11 protein-coding genes and 1 pseudogene are annotated in these 18,963 nt (G+C 41.8%); 4 read left to right on the plus strand and 8 right to left on the minus strand.

Annotated features, from left to right (window positions below; all coding sequences use genetic code 11):
• Positions 1-284: 284 nt before the first annotated feature.
• Positions 285-1,582: pseudogene (locus tag NST20_RS12460) on the plus strand (transposase).
• A 362-nt stretch (positions 1,583-1,944) separates the two neighbouring features.
• Positions 1,945-3,399, plus strand: a complete 1,455-nt coding sequence (locus NST20_RS12465; protein ID WP_342399540.1) for a transposase — start codon at positions 1,945-1,947, stop codon at positions 3,397-3,399.
• A gap of 210 nt (positions 3,400-3,609) precedes the next feature.
• Here the strand turns inward: NST20_RS12465 and NST20_RS12470 are convergent, their stop codons facing one another.
• Positions 3,610-4,821 carry a hypothetical protein gene (locus tag NST20_RS12470; protein ID WP_342399541.1) on the minus strand — a complete coding sequence of 404 codons (1,212 nt, stop codon included), beginning with the start codon at positions 4,819-4,821 and terminating at the stop codon, positions 3,610-3,612.
• A 394-nt stretch (positions 4,822-5,215) separates the two neighbouring features.
• Positions 5,216-5,554 carry an uberolysin/carnocyclin family circular bacteriocin gene (locus NST20_RS12475; RefSeq protein ID WP_342399542.1) on the minus strand — a complete coding sequence of 113 codons (339 nt, stop codon included), beginning with the start codon at positions 5,552-5,554 and terminating at the stop codon, positions 5,216-5,218.
• Between the two features lie 412 nt (positions 5,555-5,966).
• Here NST20_RS12475 and NST20_RS12480 point away from each other — a divergent pair, with 412 nt between their 5' ends.
• A complete protein-coding gene (locus NST20_RS12480; RefSeq protein ID WP_342399478.1) occupies positions 5,967-7,430 on the plus strand; it encodes a transposase in 1,464 nt (487 codons plus the stop codon).
• Positions 7,431-8,337: 907 nt separating this feature from the next.
• Here the strand turns inward: NST20_RS12480 and NST20_RS12485 are convergent.
• Positions 8,338-9,648 (minus strand): transposase family protein, encoded by a 1,311-nt coding sequence (locus NST20_RS12485; RefSeq protein WP_013858128.1) that lies wholly within the window; start codon positions 9,646-9,648, stop codon positions 8,338-8,340.
• Between the two features lie 160 nt (positions 9,649-9,808).
• Here NST20_RS12485 and NST20_RS12490 point away from each other — a divergent pair, with 160 nt between their 5' ends.
• Positions 9,809-11,113, plus strand: a complete 1,305-nt coding sequence (locus NST20_RS12490; protein WP_342400426.1) for an IS1380 family transposase — start codon at positions 9,809-9,811, stop codon at positions 11,111-11,113.
• A 178-nt stretch (positions 11,114-11,291) separates the two neighbouring features.
• Here the strand turns inward: NST20_RS12490 and NST20_RS12495 are convergent, their stop codons facing one another.
• The 5 genes from NST20_RS12495 to NST20_RS12515 all read right to left on the minus strand — a co-directional run bounded on the left by NST20_RS12495 (position 11,292) and on the right by NST20_RS12515 (position 18,930).
• Positions 11,292-11,540 (minus strand): hypothetical protein, encoded by a 249-nt coding sequence (locus NST20_RS12495; protein WP_342399543.1) that lies wholly within the window; start codon positions 11,538-11,540, stop codon positions 11,292-11,294.
• A gap of 721 nt (positions 11,541-12,261) precedes the next feature.
• Positions 12,262-13,677 (minus strand): ISLre2-like element ISBco6 family transposase, encoded by a 1,416-nt coding sequence (locus tag NST20_RS12500; protein ID WP_342399544.1) that lies wholly within the window; start codon positions 13,675-13,677, stop codon positions 12,262-12,264.
• 100 nt (positions 13,678-13,777) lie between these two features.
• A complete protein-coding gene (locus NST20_RS12505) occupies positions 13,778-15,151 on the minus strand; it encodes an aldehyde dehydrogenase (protein ID WP_342399545.1) in 1,374 nt (457 codons plus the stop codon).
• 14 nt (positions 15,152-15,165) lie between these two features.
• On the minus strand, positions 15,166-16,266 hold the full coding sequence (locus NST20_RS12510) for an SDR family oxidoreductase (RefSeq protein WP_342399546.1): 1,101 nt from the start codon (positions 16,264-16,266) through the stop codon (positions 15,166-15,168).
• A 252-nt stretch (positions 16,267-16,518) separates the two neighbouring features.
• Positions 16,519-18,930 (minus strand): glycogen/starch/alpha-glucan phosphorylase, encoded by a 2,412-nt coding sequence (locus NST20_RS12515; RefSeq protein ID WP_342399547.1) that lies wholly within the window; start codon positions 18,928-18,930, stop codon positions 16,519-16,521.
• Positions 18,931-18,963: the final 33 nt, after the last annotated feature.

The raw sequence follows: 18,963 nt of genomic DNA on the forward strand, positions 1-18,963 counted from the left end.
TAAAGGCGTGAATACGTGGATCATCACATTTCTTCTTCGGGAGCAACCGTACGAGGTAATTGCGATGTTACAGACTCCTTGTAGCCCAAGGGTTTGAAAAAAGGATAAAAAAATTTTCCCCCTAAAAAGAGGGGGAAACAAGCAAAAATGATAAAAAAATAAGGAGTGGACAAAAATTCCACCCCACTGAAACAAAAACAGGTGAACCCGTTTCCCCAGTAGGTTAAAATAGTTTTAGGACTAACATCTTAACACTGGGAGTTAACACTGGGAGGTTCACCTGTATGGCTATTATACCACAAATGAGTCTGTTTACATGGAAAGAAATTGAGATTCTTGGAGATTTAGACCGTCTTCGCCTTGTACTGGACTACATGCCTGATGAAGCGTTCATGCAAAGCCTTGAAAAGAAAAGGGGGAAGGGTCGTAATGACTACCCCGTTCGTGCCATGTGGAATTCTATCTTGGCAGGCATTGTATTTCAACATGAAAGCATTGAGAAATTACGCCGTGAACTCTCCCGTAATGGCCAATTAAGGGAGATGTGTGGCTTTGAAGGGCAGGTTCCAACTTCATATGCCTATACGCGCTTTCTAAAATCCCTAATCCGTGACGAAGAAATGATGGATAAAATGTTTGAGACTTTGGTAGAACAGCTCCTGGAACGGTTGCCGGATTTTGGTAAACGCTTGGCAATCGACAGCAAGGCGATCTCATCGTTTTCTAAACATCCGAACAAGCATGAAACCAAGGATGGCCGCCGGGATCTGGATGCAAATCATAGCCAGAAGGTTTACAGTGGTGTGACAAAAGAAGGCAACCCATGGCAAAAAGTTGTGAAATGGTTTGGCTACAAACTGCATCTGGTGGTGGATGCAACCTACGAGTTACCGGTAACATTCAAGGTTACAAAAGCGTCTGAGTCAGACATTACGGAAGGGCATAAACTCTTAGAGCAAATGGAAGAAAAGCAGCCAAAGCTTCTGAAAACAGCGGAAACGATGGCGGGAGACCGGGGTTATGATGACACGAAGCTGATTACGAAACTCTGGGATACGTATAAGATTAAGCCCATCATTGATATTCGCAATATGTGGAAAGACCCCGACAAAACACGATTACTCCCGGGAAAGGAAAACGTCGTTTATAACTACAAAGGAACCGTATCCTGCGTATATGCCCTGAAACAGGTAAACAACGGGAAATGTGCAACGGGGGATTTGAGAAAGACCGCCAGAAACTAAAAAAACTTTGCCCGGCGAAACAAATGGGAGTGACATGTGAAGGCAAGGCTCAATGCCCCGTGGCACAAGGGCTCCGTATCTCATTATCTGAAGACAGGCGTATTTTTACACCCATTGATCGATCGAGCTATAAGTGGAAAAAAGAATACAACAGACGTACAGCTGTAGAGCGCGTGAACAGCCGGCTTGATACTTCTTTCGGCTTTGAACTTCATACAATTCGGGGAATGGCTAAAATGAAGCTGCGTTGTGGACTGGCACTCTGTGTCATGTTAGCCATGGCCTTAGGCCGGATCAAAGAGAACCAGGCTGAAAAAATGAGAAGCCTCGTTTCTTAACTTATCCATATAAAGAGCCTTTGCCAAAATGCTGTATCTCCTGAAGCAGTAGGCAGTCAGACAATTAAAGATCGTGGATTTATTCCACTATAGAAAAAGGTATTTGCACGAATATTATGACAAGTATAAAAGAAAAAATGGTGAGTTTTAATTTCAGTGGATAAATTCGCTTATTATCAATATCTGAATTTTTCCATTTCAGTCGGTTTTAGACGAGTTTTAATAGATTAGGCTACTCATTCCCCTGGTAAATATTGTAAAATGGAAAAACATAATTATTTTTGAAAAAAAAGTGCCATGAAAGTCACTCCTTTGGTAAGATATAAGTACTACCCAATATCCAGTATCCAAGGAGTGATTTCATGACTACTTCTATTCTAACACAAACCAGAGATTTATCAATACAACAAAATTTGATTCCCCACAATTGGCAAGACTATGCCGATATACCATTTGTCATTCCAGCCATGTGTTTCCCATGGGAGATTTTTAAGCCGATTGAACGAGAATACTACACCCTTTTATATTTGCACCTAAAAAATGAAAGAGCACATGATCCTTCTAATGAAATACAACCGGCACTATTTTCAATAACGGAGGAAGAAGACAAGTCTGCGTCTTCATTATTTCGTCCCTCTCCCGCAGGGAGAAAACCGCATCCTTTCATGCCCTTTTTTCGTGCTTTTGAACTGGCCTCTTTACAGTATATTGAAGTGATGGTGGAGAGTGTCTATTTGCAAGTGAAATCAAACCCGCTATTTGCCACCATGTGTGGATTTACGGAGAAAATTCCGAGCTACCGTTCCTTTGCTCGTTTTGATCAAATCATGACAACAAATGGTCTTTGGGAAAAAGCCCGGCTATTGGTTGTTGAATATAATAAAGGGGAAGGCGTGGTTGAAACGAATGAGGAAGCAGCCGCCGTGGATACATCGCATATAGAGGCAGAAGCAACCTTGAATAAAACAAGGAAGACGTGTTCTTGTGAGGGTGATTGCGATTGCCCCAAAGTCCTTACGGACGACAATGTAGGGGTAATGCGTAAAAGTAATGCAGTTTCCTATATTGCGCATAAATTATCAATGGTATGCGGGGTGAAATCCGGCTTGCCTTTGACGCGGGAAGTATTCAAAGGAAATACACCTGATGGGAAAACATTAGAAACGACATTGGAGACGTTTAAGGCGGAGCACCCCGAGATGGCTGAGCAGTTGGACTTTATCTTGGCAGATGGAATCTACCAAACGCCGGAAAATCAAAAAGTGACAAAGGACGTATTACAGGCGAAATTGGTGGCACCCATCAACCCACGGAACCGTAAAGATAAACCAACTTCCGCCCGGGGAATTGAAAAAATCAATCGGTACGGCACCCCCATCTGTATCAGTGAACATAAAATGGACCTTAGAGGATCTGATCGGGAAAAGGGGCAATATATTTACACTTGTCCTGTATTTCATCCAAATGCTAGGCAAGAAGGACTCACCTGCCCGCTGTCGAATCACGTGGAATGTTGTAATGGGGCAGCACAAGGAAGAGTATTTCGGCTGGACTTTGATCAAGCGCCTCAAGTAGACGTCGAGTTGCCCCAACATGGGCGGAAATTTAAAGTGTTATATAGTGCCAGAACGATCATCGAACGAATCTTTGGCATTCTAAAAGACGGATATAGTCTCCGTCGTGTTCACAAGCGTGGAAAACAGGCAGTTGAAGCGCATGTGGATCGTTGCATGATATCTATGCATATCATGGCAAATATGGCGTATCATCAGACAGGAAAGGCCAATTGTGGATGGACACGCCATCGACTGAATTAAGTTATTCACAGGTGGATATGTGAATAAGTCAAATGCAGCGTCTCCTTTCCACAAAGGGTAGTGAAAAAAACCCATTTTGTGAAGGCAGGATACGTATGCCCTTTTTTGGAGAAAAATAGCCATTTTATTTTTATTAAATTTAAAAATCTGGAAGAAAAGGCAAAAAACGAGATAATTAATTTTCCAGAGCCTCGCTCAAGGGTATATTTTTTATTTTGGCAGAGGCTCTGAAGAAAAAGTACTGAATTTCATTAACAGGAAACTGACGAGACAAATCATTTGTAATATAATGACAAAGATACATCCTTCGTAGATATGTTGAAATGTTTTTGCTTTACTTGATTCCCCGATTTCATAGAAATGCTCCCAGTTCTTTTTTGGATACAGTAAAACACTACTTGTTTGAATAAGGCTATATAAATAACCGTTACACAAAAATATAATAAAAAATACAAAATGAAGCAGAATGAAATAAGGTTGCCAGAAAAAAGAAATAAAGGTTAGAAAAATCGTTAAAAACCAAACAATAAGATTATAATTTCTTAATTTTGGTTTTGCTAATTCCCATAAATTAAATACATTAGAATAAAAAATATGGTAATTTTTTAAATCTAATTCAACGGAAAGAATCATTTTTATTGCATCTCCAACAAGCTGATAGAACAATGAAGAAATTAAAAAAGCGGAAATAATCGATGCTTGAACAGGATAGCCACTAAAGTATCTTAAGATAAAAGGGAAACCAAATCCAAGAAAAAACATAACCAAAAATAGCATGTTGCCAAGATTTCTAAAAAAGAAACCATCGATTCTTAATAAAAAAGCTCTATCTTTATGTAAGATACAATAAAATATTTTCTTTTTATTTGCTAGCGGTATTGTGTTTGAGTAAACTCGATTATTTAATTTCGTGTACTCTATTAAGTCGAATCTCTCTAAAGTTTTGCTCCATATTATATATACAAGCACACATGAAACCGCCAAAATTGAAACAATGATTAGGTCGGAGGAAATGTTATTTTTACAAATTACTTGATAAGGGTTTGCCACTTTAAAATAATAAAATATCTTAGTATGGGATAATTTATACAGGGACTGTACAATATTAAATTTATTCAGCAAATAAAATCCGAAGAAGCCAATAATCACAGGTACCAATAGGTTAATAATTAATGCAATTATTTTTATAATGAATGATTTTAATGCTCTTGACCATAAAATTGATAAAATATATGGAATGTAAGAGAATAACAACGAAAAGAAAAAGTTAACAAAGAAATACATAAGTAATATGAGAAGCAAATCAAATATACCGATAATTGAGTTTTGGGTTAGGTTTAAAGCTAATAAAACGGGTATTAATATTAAAATACTTGTTAGCATTGCTTTTTCAATAGTTTTATATACTAAAACAGATTTCAACTGAACAATCCTAATCCTTCTATTTTGATGGATTATCTTTCTTTCATCTTTTAAAAAATAGTCTCTATTGTTTTTGAAAAAACTTAGGGACGAAGCGATTTGTTCAATGAAAATGAATACCAACAGTAACTGTAAATATGTATGTGGGAGCATGTATTTCTTACTAATATAAAACGACAAAATAAACACTAGTAATGAAGTGAGAAAGATAAAGGATAATAAAGCATAAAAGGCCTTTTTAACCCCAATATGATTCAGATTCCAATCGTCTAATTTTTTTCTTGTCTTTGAGAGCATATTAAATTTCACAATATAATACAGTATACTATAATTATTATTTTTCATAAACTCGTCAACTCTTTCTTCAAACTAAAAAAAGGGGAGGCAATGCTAATTACCAAGCTGCCGCGTACTTTTTACTGTATTTTTTTGCCAACCTTTTAGCAGTAGCGACAACAGCGTAAGAGATAGCTCCAGCGCCTGTAACAACACCAATTAAAGATATAATTGATGCAATCGTTGAAGCAGTATCGATAATATCGATAGCCTTCTTTGCTGCGGCGGTGGAAATGCCAAGATTGCTTGCTAAGTAAGCATTGCCAGGCAAAACTGCAGTTTGATGAATAGTGATTTGTAGTGTACTGATATACGCAACCGATGACAGAGTGGCGAGTACCAGCCCAATTACCACAAACAGAAATACCCTTTTTTTGTTAGATAAGCTGTTTACCATACATTTCACTCCAATCTTAATTTTTATATATATAGTTTAATAGCCCCCCATTATTAAACTATATAATTTAGAGCCCTTGCCAAAATGCTATATCCCCTGAAACTGTAAGCAGTCAGACAATTAAAGGTCGTTGATTTATTCCACTAAAGAAAAAAGACGTTTGTAGGAACATTATGACAAATGTAAAAATAAATTGTGAGTTTTTGATTTTAATGGGGTAAATTTATTTATTATAAGTGTCTAAATTTTTCCACTTTGGTCGGTTTTGGGCGGGTTTCAATAGATTAAGCTACTCATTCCTGTGGTAAATATTGTAAAACGGAAAAGGATGATTTTTTTTGAAAAAAAAGAGCCATGAAAGCCACTCCTTTGTTAAGATATAAGTACGACCAAATATCCAGGGAGTGATTTCATGACTATTTCTATTCTAACACAAACCAGAGACTTTTCAATACAACAAAATTTGATTCCCCACAATTGGCAAGACTATGCCGATATACCATTTGTCATTCCAGCCATGTGTTTCCCATGGGAGATTTTTAAGCCGATTGAACGAGAATACTACACCCTTTTATATTTGCACCTAAAAAATGAAAGAGCACATGATCCTTCTAATGAAATACAACCGGCACTATTTTCAATAACGGAGGAAGAAGACAAGTCTGCGTCTTCATTATTTCGTCCCTCTCCCGCAGGGAGAAAACCGCATCCTTTCATGCCCTTTTTTCGTGCTTTTGAACTGGCCTCTTTACAGTATATTGAAGTGATGGTGGAGAGTGTCTATTTGCAAGTGAAATCAAACCCGCTATTTGCCACCATGTGTGGATTTACGGAGAAAATTCCGAGCTACCGTTCCTTTGCTCGTTTTGATCAAATCATGACAACAAATGGTCTTTGGGAAAAAGCCCGGCTATTGGTTGTTGAATATAATAAAGGGGAAGGCGTGGTTGAAACGAATGAGGAAGCAGCCGCCGTGGATACATCGCATATAGAGGCAGAAGCAACCTTGAATAAAACAAGGAAGACGTGTTCTTGTGAGGGTAATTGCGATTGCCCCAGAGTCCTTACGGACGACAATGTAGGGGTAATGCGTAAAAGTAATGCAGTCTCCTATATTGCGCATAAATTATCAATGGTATGCGGGGTGAGATCCGGTTTGCCTTTGACGCGGGAAGTATTTAAAGGAAATACACCCGATGGGAAAACATTAGAACCGACATTGGAAACGTTTAAGACAGAGCACCCCGAGATGGCTGAGCAGTTGAGCTTTATCCTGGCAGATGGAATCTACCAAACGCCGGAAAATCAAAAAGTGACAAAGGATGTATTACAGGCGAAATTGGTGGCACCGATCAATCCACGGAACCGTAAAGATAAACCAACTACCGCCCGAGGGATTGAAAAAATCAACCGGTACGGCACTCCCATCTGTATCAGTGGGCATAAAATGGAACTTAGAGGATCTGATCGGGAAAAGGGGCAATATATTTACACTTGTCCTGTATTTCATCCAAATGCCAAGCAAGAAGGTCTCACCTGCCCGCTAGCGAATCACGCGGAATGTTGTAATGGGGCAGCACAAGGAAGAGTATTTAGGATAGACTTTGATCAAACGCCTCAAGTAGATGTCGAGTTGCCTCAACATGGGCGCACATTTGAAGTGTTATATAGTGCCAGGACGATCATCGAAAGAATCTTTGGCATTCTAAAAGACGGATACAGTCTCCGTCGTGTTCACAAGCGTGGGAAACAGGCAGTTGAAGCTCATGTAGATCGATGCATGATATCTATGCACATCATGGCAAATATGGCGTACCATCAGACAGGAAAGGCCAATTGTGGATGGACACGCAATCGGCTGCAAAGAGCAAATTAAGTTATTCACAGGTGGATATGTGAATAAATAAAATGAGCGTTTCCTTTCCACAAAGGGTAGTGAAAAAAACCCATTTTGTGAAGGCGGGATACGTATGCCCTTTTTTTGAAGGAAAATGACCGTTTTACTTCTATTGAATTGAAAATCTGGATGAAAAGGCAAAAAAACCGGGATAATTAATTTTCCAGAGCCTCGCTCAAGGGTATATTTTTATTTTGGCAGAGGCTCTTAAAAAATAAGAGAGACCGATATTTACAAATTTAATCAGCAAATAAATGAGTGTTAAATAAAATACTTTTTTTCTATTGCTTGATAAAATATTAACTCCTAAAAGGAAAAATAAAACAGTACTTAACCATAAAAAAGGATCTGCTATTTGTGAAAGAAAACTCTGCTTTCCAACAATATAGATTTTGCTTGTATTTGCATGAAACAGATTTACTATGCCTGCTATGACAAGTTTAAATGAAAGAAATAATGAAGTTAGGGAATAAACTAATAAATAATCTTTTTTCTTTTTTTAATTCCAAACAGGAATCCAAAAAAAGCAACCCTGGATTACGAGAGTAAAGCAGAAGCTTAAAATAAAAAGGTGCCCCGAATCTCTGGTATAATTGGGTTTGTATAGAACTACCAAACCAGAAAGGAGGGCACCTTTAAGGTGAATTATATCACTTCTGTCTCGAAAATCAAATATGCGTTTCGTTTAAACAGCTCTGAAGAGTAAATTCATCAATTTTTAGATGTTTTATGATAAAATGACTTATCCACATTTAGAAAATTTTTCCATCTATTTTTTCTGCTTTCAAAGTCAAAAAGAGCCGAATTTGCAAATTTCTTTTTTAAAATTGTGGATAACTTCAAAAAAACCTTTTTTTACATCACATCCTTTGCTATAATATAACCATTAAGTAAACCTTACTTGTATTGGCTTACTTAAATGGGTGAAATCCTCGTCTGTTAAAATACGTGTCCGAAACGATTCCAACAGATTTGAGGATTTTTCTTTTGCCGTTTTTTTGAGTGCTTTTAAGATTGACGAACCTTTTTCAAACAGCTGTCTAATAATATCTGTTATTTGAACTAATAAATAATGATTTTTCATGGCTGTGTAGTTTTGGCTATTGGCATGTTCTATATTGTAACGATTATTTTTTTGTTCGTTAAATCCTTGATTTTCAATCTTCCAGCGGCTTCTTCCTGCAGCGATGAGTCGTTCCACGTTCTTTTTCGTGATTTTAATATCCGTTATAAATACATACTCTTTCGATTTCCCATCCTCTGTTTTCATTGTGGCCTCCATCAGATTGACCGTTCTGTCTTTGTAGGCAATATCATTCACCCAAACTAATGAATTCTGATCCTTACTTTGTTCCAGCTCTTTTATTGCCTTAAACTCCGTCGAGATACTTTTAATTCTCCCTTCCTTAAATCTGCATATATATTTCCATTTGTGCGCCCTGCACAGATTAAATACCGTTTCACATGCATAGAGACTATCTCCCAAGATACAAATCGGTAGTCTTTTAAATATTTTTTTTATTTTCTTTGCCAGCCTGTCGAAGGCTTTTAATTCACAATCTTGCTTAGAAACATTTTCTGATTCATTTTCGATAAATTCGGAGGCAATACTGAAGACCATATCCCCCACGACAAGCTTGGCTTCAAGTACATGGTGCATATAAAGTACGTTCGTTTCTCCTGTTTCTTTATTTGTATATGCCCGTCTCAGGCAGTGTTTACAATGTTTCTCATGAAAGGTGTGTAATCCAGTTCCATCAATGATGACACCCCAGTACTTTCCTTCAATTCGATAAGACTCGAGAGACCTTTTTTTCAATAATTCTTTAATCATATACGTTCTAATTTTTTCTAATTCATTTACATCTAAGCCAGATAAAAAGTCGTTAATTGTATCATAATGTGGAAGTTCTTCAAGAGAATCTAAGCCTAACACCTTCCCTACATTTTTAATACATTCTTCTTTATTAAAACTCTCACTCATGTTTCTCATGGATTTTAGGCCGGTCATATTTTTCAACATCATCGTAAATAAAAGGACCTCTGGACCATAAGTGATATAGCTTTGATGTCGGTGGTCTGCTACCTTTTTTAGGTTATTCATCAGGTCTTTGAAAAAATGCTTCTGAATTTTAAGGAACTCGAAAAAATAATTTGCTTCTTTTTCACGATTTCTTTTTTCTTTTCTAGTAACCAAAATAAAAACCCCCTCAAAACAGCCAAGTTTAATTAGGGCTTGCTGAACGAATCAAATTTTAGCTTGTATTCGACTTGTCACTAAGCCATGCCAAAATATTCGTCCAGCAAGCTCTAATTATTTAAATTATTACATATTTAGCCGCATTTTTGGGGGGGGAATAGTTAAATTATCACGAAAAATTTTTACTCCTCAGAGCTGTCGTTTAAAGAAGAGTACGAATTTTAGCGGGCTGCTCCCGATTTTGCAGTTTCTGGAAAGAATGAAGATTGAACAGACCTTCCGGGATTTTGACTGCTTGAAAAAATACAATGCCAAATATCCTTTAAGCAAAATCTTTATATACCTGGTGATTGGCTGGCTGTCCAATTGTTCCCGGCTATCTCATTTCCGGACTTTGCAGGATGATCCTTTAATCATGGCATTTATGGGCGGGAAATGCCCGCACTATACCCTTTTAAATAAAGACCTGCTAAGAATTGAAAAGTTGGAGGGCGCTGATCTTGAATTCAAAGAACGCATGATGGATTTGATTGAACCCTGGCTTGACAAGGAGCTCATTCTGGATTTTGATTCAACCGTGGAAACCGTCTATGGGGGCCAGGAAAAAGCAGGGGTCGGAGTAAATCCCTACAAGCCGGGAAGAAAAAGTTATCACCCTCTTCTTGTATTTGAAGGGAAATCCCGTCTTTGTTTAAACGCCAGGCTGAGGGAGGGAAATTCCCATTCTTCTCAAGGGGTACTCGGTTTTGCAGAAGAGACCTATCAGCTGCTTTCTCCCCATTACCCTATTCGTTATACCCGTTTTGACAAAGGATTTGGTGGAGAAGATTTCTACAGTTACTGGGAAAACGGTGGGATTGGCTATACCGGCAAACTGAGGTGGACTTCGAGACTTAAAAAAAGGGTTGAAAACGATGATTCACCGTGGATCCGCTATGTTGACGACGAATTGACCGTGATAGAGGGAAAAGCCGTTGATTACCAGGCAAGTTCCTGGAAGAAGCCAAGAAGAGTTGCGGTAATTCGTAAAGCTGACAAATATGAGGAAAGTCAGCTTCAAGCTTGTGATTTTTTATGGAAGTATGAAGCGATTGTGACGAACATGGACTGGGAACCCATTGATATTTGGAGATTCTATAACCAAAGGGCTTGCATGGAAAACTACATCAAAGAGTCAAAATATGGATTCTCGATGGGCAAGATTTCAACGCATTCATTTGACGCCAACCAAATGGATCTGCTGATTAAACTGCTGGCATACAATTTATTCGAGATCTTTAAAAAAGAACACTGTCCGCCAGCGTATCGCTCTTATACGATCAGGAGATTCCGGAGGGAATTCATCTACGCGGCTGGCGTGCTGGTCTATCACAGCCGAAGTGTCATTTTAAATATTTGTGAAACATACGCCCATAAAAAGGCATTCCGGCAAATGATTCAAAGTGTACGGCTGATTGACTGAGTGTGAAGGCTGAAACAGAATACTGGAAATTGAAACGCCCGCAAATGTGGGGAGGGGGCAACTGTGGCCTTAATAACCCAAAAATAGGCAGTTGTGATTCCATTTTTGATAATATTATCCATTTATTTTCCATATGATTCCAATTACCTGCATCAATCTAGTAAAGTTTTGCACTTTCTTAATTTGGGGCAACCACTAAAGCTCCTATTAATATGCCAACTATTGACGTAAGCACCGTAAAACTTTGAACAACATAAAATATTACATTAATTGAAGAGCCAAGATGATTTTCTTTATCAACCTGAGACCAAAACAAATTTAGCGCTTTTTGATGAATACAGTATTGAAAAAAAACATTAAATATTACTATAAAAAATAAAGAGATAAAAATCCAATAAGTATTTGATGATGTTATTTCTTTTTTCATTTGTTTATCTCTCCATTAATTGTTTAATATTGTTAATAGTTGAATTCTTCAATCCTTTTTCCTCAACCCATAAGAAAATCAAGGATATTTTTTATCAGTTATTAAGGACATTAAGAACTTTAGAAAGATACACTAATCAATGTATCTTTGGCTTTATCAGCCCGGCTTTGACGGTATCAGGGAAAAAACGTAATACCTGCCTCTTGTAACGATAAGGCATTCGCCAAAGCCTACTCCGGAATCGTTTCGGTTTGGAAGCTCGGAAGCCCATTCGCCTGCACGTCATCACCGGTTCACACCACCCACCGGCTCTCTTTGGAATCCACACAGGTTACTCTTCTTCTTCATCGCCTGAAAAATGTTTTATTGATTGATTATTATCTTAATGCTGAAAATAAAAATTGTCAACCTTCATTTGTATGTGGTATGTGTCAAGTTTTTCTCGACAAGGTTTAAATATCGGGTATTCCAAGACACTCTTTTTGTACACTTTCGGCTACCGTGCTTTACTTGCTCGGTGTAATTTTCGGAAAAGATGTAATATTTCCGTATAAAGATGGATAACGGGGATGTTGAGGCGCGCGAAATTCACTCGCTTTCCGCGGGCGGCCGGCGAGCCTCCTCGCTCGTACCTCGCTGCGGGGTCTCTCCTGGCTCGCTTTTCCCGCAGGAGTCTCGTAAATTTCGCGCGCCTCAACGATCAGTCCCCACTGAGCCAAGCTTAAAACGAAAGCTCTAATATTTTGCTTAAATGTCCCATTGCCGATGAACTGCTTGAATGCAGGGCAACTGATCCGTGCTTTACGCCCACTGACGGGCGTACAGGCTGCTTGAGTAGTTGAGACATCCTGATTAATTGTTTCAAGTTCCGTTGCTTTCTCTCGCTTCTTGAACGGTGTTTCAGATAGACTTCTCTCAATGTCCCATTGAGTATGCCTTGTTTGATTTTCACCATGGCTTCTGCGCCAAGTTCACTCCAATGCATGCCCCTTTTTTTCATCCTGAAGGAGATATGCCTTTGATTCGATTCCATCGCTCCTAGGCCTCTCGCACCTTCCGGCACGTTTTTCACCCTGTCTCTCCAGTCAAAAATGCGGTCCCAGTTTTTCAAGATATACGAACGGAATTCCTTGATTTTCTTGAGAGCCTTTTTATCCGTCAAGGTGCTTTCGTGCGTATCCAAATATAACGTGAATTGGTCCAGGTCATGCGTTCTAATCGCTTTTCTAATTTGCTCCTTGATCTCGCTCTTTCCGCCCCCAAATGTCCTTATGATGGCTTGTGCAACGTGGTAGGTATCCAGCTGGTTGAGCACCGGAAATTCCGACTGTGAGAAAGCTGTTTGAAACCGTTCAGCTGTGTATCCCGCACCTCCATCACTGTTTGTAATGACATGCGTTTTTTCGAGGGAGTAGGTGTTGGCAGCTGTGGCTTGGACTTCATCCCAAAATGTCTGGATGGCTTCCGTTGTCATGATGACTGTGGGCTGACGCAGGGAGACCCTTTTACCATTGGTTTGCCATCCCTCATAGAGAATGGCGTGGTGGACTTCCATACTCTGTTTCTTTTTTAGTCCCCGAACGAATACACCATCTGCTTCAGAAAACAGGTAGTCTACCTTCTTCCCCTCAGGCAGGGAAACAGCTATTTCTAGCTCTTCTACAAGTGCCTTATCGGCTTCCGCCTGAGTTTTCCCTACGTGTTTTACCATGTTCCCTACAGTTGTGTGACTAAGACTCACTGCTGTCCACTCTTTTAAAATATCAGCTACTTCCCGATAGGTGTTCTCACTTGCCAACTCTGCCACCTTTAATTCCACTAACGGGCTGTATCGTTGGTGTGGTACCAGCCCTAACCATTCATCCAGAGGATAATGGGAATTTCCTCTCTTGTCATGCATGAATGAGCGTTTAAAGGTCACACTTCCAAATAGAAACTGAATGTTTCTGTTATCACTCCGGCAGTACACCCAGCCCTCCTCTAACTTCTCCTGTTTAATTGTTTTATCTAACTCTTCAAATATTTCCCCAACCCATTGTGTAAAAGCCTTCTGCATCAAAAGTTTAAGCTGTTCTTCAAATTCCATAAGACTTTTTGTATCCTTTAATAATCCAGCAATTATTGATATAATATCCATGGGAAGACCTCTCTCTCTAGATGTTCATCTTGAAGTGTACAATTAGATGATAGAGCGTCTTCCCATTTTTTTCCACTCATCTGCCCCTTCGAGTAAAATTTTACACATACTTCAAAAATTTTTTTATTTTTTTCAAGCCGTTTTTCACGTTGGGATAACGGAACGGGATGTCAAAGGTGGTTGTTTGCCGCAGCACACTTTTCCGGTGGGAGAAGGCATTAAAGCTTTCCTTCCCATGGTAAGTGCCCATCCCGCTTGCCCCGACGCCGCCGAACGGCAGGTACGGAGAAGTAAAATGGTAGACGGTGTCATTGATACTGCCACCGCCGAATGAAAGTTCATTCATTATTCTATCCTGCACCGCCCTGTCTCCGCTAAAAAGATAGAGCGCGAGCGGCTTTTCATAACGGCGGACGGCGCCAACCACTTCATCCAGGCTCTCGTATTCAAGGACAGGCAATACCGGCCCGAAAATTTCCTCCTGCATCACTTTGTTTTCCCATGTAATGCCGGTTAACACTGTCGGCTCGATGATTCTTTCCTCTTCTTTGAACCCGCCGCCAAATACCGTCTCTCCCTCTTCAAGAAAACCGCGGAGCCGGCTGAAATGCTTGTCGCTTACGATGCGCGTATAATCCGGATTACCAAGCGGCTGTTCCCCGTATAATTCATGCACAGCCCCCTCCAGCTCTTTGAAAAAGGCCGTTTTTATGTTTTGGTGCACATACACATAATCCGGCGCAATACACGTCTGGCCGGCATTTAAAAATTTTCCCCATGCGATCCGCTTCGCCGCCAGTTTGATTTTAGCATCTTCATGGACAATACACGGGCTTTTCCCACCAAGTTCAAGCGTAAGCGGCGTAAGCCTTCTTGCGGCTGCCTCCATGACGATTTTGCCGACCGGAACGCTGCCGGTGAAAAAAATCTTATCAAACGGCAATTCAAGCAGCGCCCGGCTTGTTTCCACCCCGCCTTCGATCACGGCGACTAAATCTTCCGGGAATATTTCTTCCACCAGTTTTTTCAAAGCCTTTGAAGTATGCGGCGTGTATTCCGACGGCTTGATCACCGCACAGTTTCCGGCGGCCACTGCGCCAACAAGCGGTACAAGCGAAAGCTGCAGCGGAAAGTTCCATGGCGAAATAATGAGCGCCGTGCCGTACGGTTCCGGTACAATCATGCTTTTTGAACCGGCATGGGTGAGCGGCGTTTTTGCCCGCTCCGGTTTCATCCATCTTTTCAAATGTTTCAATGTAAATGAAAGCTCGCTCAGAAGAATGCCGATTTCTGTTGCATACGCATCAAACGCCGACTTGTTCAAGTCTTTCCGGAGCGCATCCGACAGCGCCTTTTCATGCCGGATGACAGCTTTTTTCAGCGCCTCAAGCGCCCCGGCGCGGAATGCATACGGCTTTGTTTTCCCTGAATAAAAGAAGGCTTGCTGTTTTGCAAGAATCAACTCTTCGTTCATACGGAATGCTCCCTTTAAACAATCTTCAGCTGCTTATCGCGGTCATCTTTGTGCGCCTCATAAAAACGGACCATTGCCGGCAATGTCTCTTTGAAATCCGGGCAGGAAATCCCGGACCCCTCCAAATCTTTTTGGGCCGTGCTGCAGTCATATTCTGCCCTGCATGTAAAATATTCAAGGGCTTCCCGCTCCGCATTCAGCCATTTCCGGAAAGCCTTAATAGAAAACAGCCATTCCATTACCGACAGCGGGATGGTCCCGTGCGGTTTTCTTCCGAGATACGCCTCCATGACCATTTTGTACAATTCGCGCATGCGGTACGGATGCGGATCGGTAAGGTGATACGTTTTTCCCGCCCCGGCATGCGCATGGGCAAGATAAAGGGTGGCGTCAAAAATGTAATCGACCGGGACAAAGTTCCCTTCCGCCGTGCCCTCGCCGAAATACGGAATCACGGGAAAAATTTTAAATTTCGTAAGCGTATTCAAAAGAAAATAAATGCCGTCAAATTTAATGGTTTCGACGGTCTTTGAATGCCCTTTTACAATCCCCGGGCGGATCACCGTAACCGGCACATCGCCCATGATGCCGCGGACGCGCTTTTCCGCTTCAAATTTCGTCTCCTCGTAATGGTTTTTAAACGTTTGCCCCATGTCGAGTTCATGTTCGTAAATGCACCCTTCCCTTTTGCCCGATACATAAGCGGCGCTGAAATACACATACCGTTTTAAGGCTTTAAGCGTTTTTACCCACTGGTTTACATTCTCTGTTCCCGTTACATTCACCCGCCAGGCGATGTCCCGTTTCACCGCAAGATCGTAAATGGCGGCAAGGTGGAACACATGGGTCACTTCTTCTGCCAGCTTGAAACGCATCCCTTCCTCAATCGAAAGCCCTTCTTTTGTAATATCCCCTTCAATGACGGTGAACTGTTCCTTTGCAATGTTTTCCGCTCCCTTGCAAATTTCCCCAATCTCCGCCTCTGCTTTTTGCCGCATCGCCGGAAGCACAAGCAAATAAATGTGCCCGGCCGGATAATCCAATTGTGCCATCCGCCTGATCAGCGACGAAGCGATAAACCCGGGAAAACCGGGAAAAAAATAAATGTTTTTCAAGCGCCCCCCCCTCCTGCCGGAAATCTATTGGATGATATTCGCCAAGCCGGCATCTTTTCCTGCAGAAAAGCAAAAGTTCGGACAAAATTTAATTTCGGAAAACGGCTTATGCTGCTGGATGCCCGGTCCCCCCATGAAAAGCCCGGCCCTTGCCGGCTGCTTTTTAGCGGAAGAATTCCGGGCAGTATGCAGCAGCTGAAAGCAAACAGTCCTTTTCGAGTTTTCCCCTGCAGGAAGCCTTTCAGAAATCCGTTAAAAAAGCCTTGTTTTGCTATGCACGTTCCAAATCTCGCCGGCATACTTGAGCACGGTATAATCAGAGGAAAATACGCCGGCATTGGCAATATTGACGAGTGCCATCTCCTGCCATTTGAGCGGCTCGCGATAAAGCTTGTCCACTTTTTTCTGCGCCAGCGCGTAATCCTCGAAATCTCTTAATACAAAAAACTCATCCCCGTATTTAATCAGGGAATCAAAGATATCCCGCCCTTCCGCCTGCACCCCGGGAATCGAGCCGTCAATCAACGCATCGAGCACACGGTGCAGCACCGGATTGTTCTTATAATAATCATAAGAATGATAAGACCGGTCATGGTAATATTGGAAAACTTCCTGATCGGTCAGCCCGAAGAGGATAATATTGTCCTCCCCGACGAGATCGCGGATTTCGACATTGGCACCGTCCAGCGTGGCCAATGTGACCGCGCCATTGAGCATAAACTTCATATTGCTCGTCCCAGACGCTTCCTTGGATGCGAGTGAAATCTGTTCGCTCACGTCAGCCGCCGGGATGATCCGCTCGGCCAGCGACACACCGTAATTTTCAATAAAAACGATCTTCAGCCTGTCCCTCACTGCCGGGTCATGATTAATCAGATCCGCCGCTGCGTTTATCAGCTTAATGATTTCCTTGGCATAGGTGTAACTCGGTGCCGCTTTGCCGCCAAAAATGAAGACGCGCGGGTAAATATCTGCTTCCGGATCATCCTTCAATTTAAAATACAAGCTTAAAATATGCAAAAGATTCAGCAGCTGCCTTTTATAAGCATGGAAACGTTTGACCTGCACATCAAAAATGGCATCTGTCCGGATGGCAAGCCCTGTCGTTTTCCCGATATAGTCCGCGAGCCGCTGCTTATTGGTTTGTTTGATTTCGGCAAGTTGCCTGAGTGCGCTTTCGTCGCGGCGGAAAGGTTCGAGCATTTTCAGGTCAGTCGGTTTCGCCGCCCACTCCCTGCCGATTTTGCTGTCAATAAAACTACGCAGCGGTTCATTGGAAAGCAACAGCCAGCGCCGGTGGGAAATGCCGTTTGTTTTATTGTTAAATCTGGACGGGAAAATGCGGTAGAAGTCACGAAGCACTTTTTCTTTCAAAATATTCGTATGGAGCTTTGCCACCCCGTTGATGCTGTGGCTCCCGATGATCGCAAGGTGTGCCATCTTCACGCTTCCGTCCGAAATCACCCTTGTCCGCTCAATCTTATCCCGGTCATACAAACGGGCCATATCCTCTATATAGCGGCGGTCAATTTCGCAAATGATTTGATAAATGCGCGGCAAAAGCTGTGCCATCATATCTGTCGGCCAGCTTTCCAGCGCTTCGGACATAATGGTATGGTTGGTATAGCTGAGCACTTTTACCGTCACATCCCATGCCGGTTCCCAGCCCATCCCTTCCTCATCCAGTAAAATGCGCATCAGTTCGGGGACACACAATGCCGGGTGTGTATCATTGATGTGGATGGCGACTTTTTCGGCCAGATGCGCAATCGGCAGGCCGAATTTTTTATAGGTGCGGATAATGCTTTGAATGCCGGCCGAGACGAAAAAATATTCTTGCTTCAAACGCAACAGGCGCCCTTCATAATTGGAATCGTCCGGATACAGCACTTCGGAAATGCTTTCGATCCGGCTCTGCTGCTGAATAAAAGCATGGTACTCCGTGTTCGCATCCTCAAGCGGCATTTCTGCCGACCACAATCTTAAAGTGTTGACCGTGTTGTCCCCGTAACCGATTACCGGGGTATCATACGGCACGGCAAGCACCGTTTCTTCATTTTCATAATGGGGGACAAAATGTCCCGATGCGTCTTTCTCAAGCCGGACGTTGCCGTAAAACCGCACATTTACCGCCTTGTTCAGCCGGCGGGTCTCCCACACATTGCCATTCCGCAGCCAATTTTCAGGCAGTTCGACCTGGTAGCCGTTGACAAACTTCTGCCTGAAAAGCCCGTACTTAAAACGGATACCGTTTCCGTGCCCGGGGATCGCATGTGTCGCCATTGAGTCGATGAAACAAGCTGCCAGCCGGCCAAGGCCGCCGTTTCCCAGCCCGGCATCCAGTTCCACCTGTTCCAATGCCTCGAGTTCCATCCCCATTTCTTGAAGCCCCGCCCGGACTGTATCGAGAATGCCAAGGTTGAACAAATTGCTTTTCAACATCCTGCCGAGCAAAAATTCCATTGAAAAATAGTAAACTTGTTTCTCCCCTTTTTCCAAGTAACGCTGATTCGTGTTCCGCCATTCTTTCGCTGCATATGAACCGATCAATTTTCCGAGTGTAACATACTGTTCTGTCAAATCAGATTTTTCCACATCCATTGTGAAGCAGTCCGACAGCATCCTTTCGAAATCGGCCTTAAATTGTTCCTTTGTGAGTTCCATCCCATTCCCCCCGTTTTTGCCCGTCCTGCAGCC

Origin of the sequence: Weizmannia sp. FSL W8-0676, from assembly GCF_038593015.1 — a bacterium.
Taxonomy (GTDB): domain Bacteria; phylum Bacillota; class Bacilli; order Bacillales; family Bacillaceae_C; genus Weizmannia; species Weizmannia coagulans.